Source organism: Streptomyces sp. CO7 (genome assembly GCF_053474865.1).
Genome location: NZ_JBRIOU010000002.1, coordinates 1,327,008 through 1,329,955, shown reverse-complemented (window position 1 = coordinate 1,329,955; position 2,948 = coordinate 1,327,008). Strand labels below are relative to the sequence as shown.

Here is a 2,948-nt window from a genome sequence, read left to right as displayed (position 1 = left end):
GGCGGGGGCCGGGCTCGGGCAGCACCAGCGTCATCCGCTCGTACCCCAGCTCCGAGAAGGCGGCGGGCGTCTCGACCACGAGGCGGCACTCGCGCACCGTCCGTCCGGCCCCGGGGCCGAGCAACGGGCGCAGGGAGCCGTCGTGTTCGCGTGCGGCGCGCTCGCCCACCGTGCGCACCCAGTGCGGCAGCCCCTGCCGGTAGGCGGCCTCCATCAGCGGGTCCTCGGCGATCTCCCGCCGGACGGCCTGGAGCACCGGGTCGTCCGCGAACCGCTCGACGAGGAAGGCGAACCGGGCCAGCGCCGGCAGGCACCACCGGACCTCCCGGTCGGCGAGCACCAGGGACGCGTCGGGGTGGAAGAGGACGAACCGCAGGAAGTTGTCGTGCGGCATCGCGGTGGGGTGCGGCCCCACGGCACGGAAGAGTTCGGTGAACGCCTCGTTGGCGAGCACGACGTCCCAGCGCCGGTCGAGCAGCACCGAGGGGTACGGCACTCCCTCAAGGAGTGCGGCGTAGTCCCTCAGGTAGTCCTCGTCGGGCCCCGGCCGCGGTTGCGGGCGCCGGCCTCCTGCCCGAGCTGTCATCGGGAGGTTCCCCCTCTCGGCTCCGGCCCTCGTCGGCGGCCCCGATCCTCGCCGCCTCGAGGCGCGCGTGTCAACCATTGTGGCATTTCAGGGGTGTTGGCGACGGGATCCGGCCACAGTTGTGGCGGAACCTGGAGGGTCGCACGGTGCCCCGCTAGTCTCACCGGGTCCGGACGGACAGGACGCGGGAGAGACTGCGGTGGCTGGTGACAGGGAGAACCGGGGCGCCGGGCAGGGCGCCCCGCTGCGGGCCGTGGCCGCCCGGGTCTCCTCGCTGGCCGACCGGCTGGGCGTGCCGCGCGAGGAGGTCTTCGACGTCTCGCGGCTGTCGGCGGCCTCCGGTGTTCCCGAGGGCACCGTCAAGGCCCTGCTGAACGGCCGGCCCGGCGGTGAGCGCGACGTGCAGACACGCTTCCTGCAGCGGCTCGACCTGCTGCGCCGCACCCGGCTCAGGCCGGACGGCCGCCGCTACACCCAGCGCGAGATCGCCGACGGGGCGGGCATGTCGCGCCAGCAGGCCGGCGCCCTGCTCAACGGCGACCGGCGGCCCACCATGGAGCACTGCGACGCCCTGCAGCGGTTCTTCGGCGTGCACGCCGGGTTCCTGACCGCGGAGGACCCGGAGGCGCTGACCGGTGCGCTGCAGCGCACCGAGCGCGAACTGCTGAGCCGGCTGGCCGACCGCGAGGCACGCCTGCCCTCCCCGGACCCCGCGGCGGGCTCCGTCCCCGCCCGGTCGCACGACGGGGCGGACGTCGCCGAGGACGCGCTGGAGCGTCTGCTGCGCGACCACGGGGTGCGCGGCATCGCCTGGCGGGCGGCGCAGCTCCCGACCGACCAGCACCGGGACAAGGTCGCCGAATGGCTGGACATGCTGCTGGAGAGCGTCCGACGGCCGGGGTCGTGACATTGGGCTTCGTCAGGGGAGGAACCGGCTGCGTCGGTCAGGCGCTGGCGCGGACCGCCGCGGGCCGGCTCCGGGCGCTGCGCGTGCGCCGGGAGATGGCCCGGTTGTGCGAGGCGTTGCTGGCGGGGCTGTCCCTGCCCGCCGAGGCGGGGCCGGAGGAGACCCACCGGGCGCTGTGCGTGGCGATGAGCGGTCTGCGGGGCCGTCCGGTGCGCTTCCGCACCGCGGTCTTCCCGCCGGGCACGGCCAGCGGCCTGTGGCTGGCCTTCGACGACCAGGACGTCGTCGTGGTCGAGGAGCGCACCGCGCCCAACCACCAGCTGGTGATCCTGGGGCACGAGCTGTGGCACATGGCGGCCGGCCATCGGGGCGGCCCGGTGGACGGGGTGACGGTGGCGGCCCGGACCCGCTTCGACCGGTGGGAGGAGGCGGAGGCCGAGCGCTTCGGCCTGCTGCTGGCGAGCCGCTTCCGCGCCTGGACGCAGACCGCTCCCGCGGCCGCCCCGCCGGGGCGCGACCCGTCGTGGCCGGACGGCCTGGTGCGCCGGATCGAGGCGTCGCTCGGCGGCGACCGTCCGGCCTCCCGGCACGGGGCTGACGGTCCGTGAACGACGTCAGCTACTACGTCCCCGCCATGGCTATGGCGGTGCCGCTGGTGCTCAAGGGCCGCAGCACCGCGTCCTGGCGGGATCCGCTGCTGCGGTCGGTGTGCGCGCTGCTGCTGCTCACGGCGCTGGCCTTCGCCTTCGCCGCGCCGCCCAGCATCGCGGCCGTGAACCGGCTCACCGGCGTCCCGAACGCCTCGGCGCCCCTGGTCTACGCGCTGTTGACAGCGGTCTGCGCGGCCAGTCTGGTGCTGATCGTCAGCTGGCGCGGCGGCCCGCCCGGCACCACCCGCCGCCTGACGGTGCGGTGCACGACGGGCTTCGGCGCGGTGATCGTGGTGATGTGCGCCCTGTTCGCGCTGGGCGACGCGCCGGTGGAGCGCCTGCGGGACTTCGACACCTACTACGCGACCACGCCGTACCTGCGCGAGATGGTGCTGCTGTACCTGCTCTCGCTGTTCGCCTCCGGGGTGGCGATGAACGTCCTGTGCCTGCGCTGGCTGGGCCGGGTGGGCGGCCGGCCGCTGCGCACCTCGCTGCTGCTGATCGCGCTCGGCTTCGGCTTCTGCGCGCTGTACGCGGTCGCCAAGCTCGTCGCGGTGGGGGCCCGCTGGGCGGGCGGTGACCTCGACGCGCTGAGCACCTCGGTGGCGCCGGCCCTGGCGGCCGGCGGCGGGGTGCTGAGCGCCGCCGGCTTCTCCCTGCCGCTGCTGTGGTCCGTGCCCGCCCGGCTGCTCGGCGACGCCTGGTCCGCGTGGCGCTCGTACCGCGCGCTGACGCCGCTGTGGCGGGCGCTGCGGCCGGTGTCGGCGGCGGGCGACGAGGGGCGGGCGGCGGTGCGGGTCGGCTG

The 2,948-nt window shown here is 75.7% G+C and carries 4 protein-coding genes; 3 read left to right on the top strand and 1 reads right to left on the bottom strand.

Annotated features, from left to right (window positions below; translation table 11 throughout):
• Positions 1–586, bottom strand: a 586-nt coding sequence (locus tag ACOV8S_RS08055) for an MmyB family transcriptional regulator (RefSeq protein ID WP_448316975.1), incomplete at its 3' end; no start/stop codon positions are given.
• Between the two features lie 199 nt (positions 587–785).
• On the opposite strand from ACOV8S_RS08055, the gene ACOV8S_RS08050 reads away from it, so the two are divergent.
• The 3 genes from ACOV8S_RS08050 to ACOV8S_RS08040 form a co-directional block, all read left to right on the top strand.
• Positions 786–1,493, top strand: a complete 708-nt coding sequence (locus ACOV8S_RS08050) for a helix-turn-helix domain-containing protein (RefSeq protein WP_448316973.1) — start codon at positions 786–788, stop codon at positions 1,491–1,493.
• A gap of 95 nt (positions 1,494–1,588) precedes the next feature.
• Positions 1,589–2,101: a toxin-antitoxin system, toxin component gene (locus ACOV8S_RS08045; protein WP_448317394.1), complete on the top strand. Its 513-nt coding sequence runs from the start codon at positions 1,589–1,591 to the stop codon at positions 2,099–2,101.
• On the top strand, positions 2,098–2,948 hold an 851-nt coding region (locus tag ACOV8S_RS08040), incomplete at its 3' end, for an MAB_1171c family putative transporter (protein WP_448316972.1). The genes ACOV8S_RS08045 and ACOV8S_RS08040, both read left to right, overlap by 4 nt.

What these genes read in the sequence shown, in the direction of transcription:
- ACOV8S_RS08045 (WP_448317394.1), top strand. Translation starts at nt 1,589, where the DNA reads ATGGCCCGGTTGTGCGAGGCGTTGCTGGCGGGGCTGTCCCTGCCCGCC.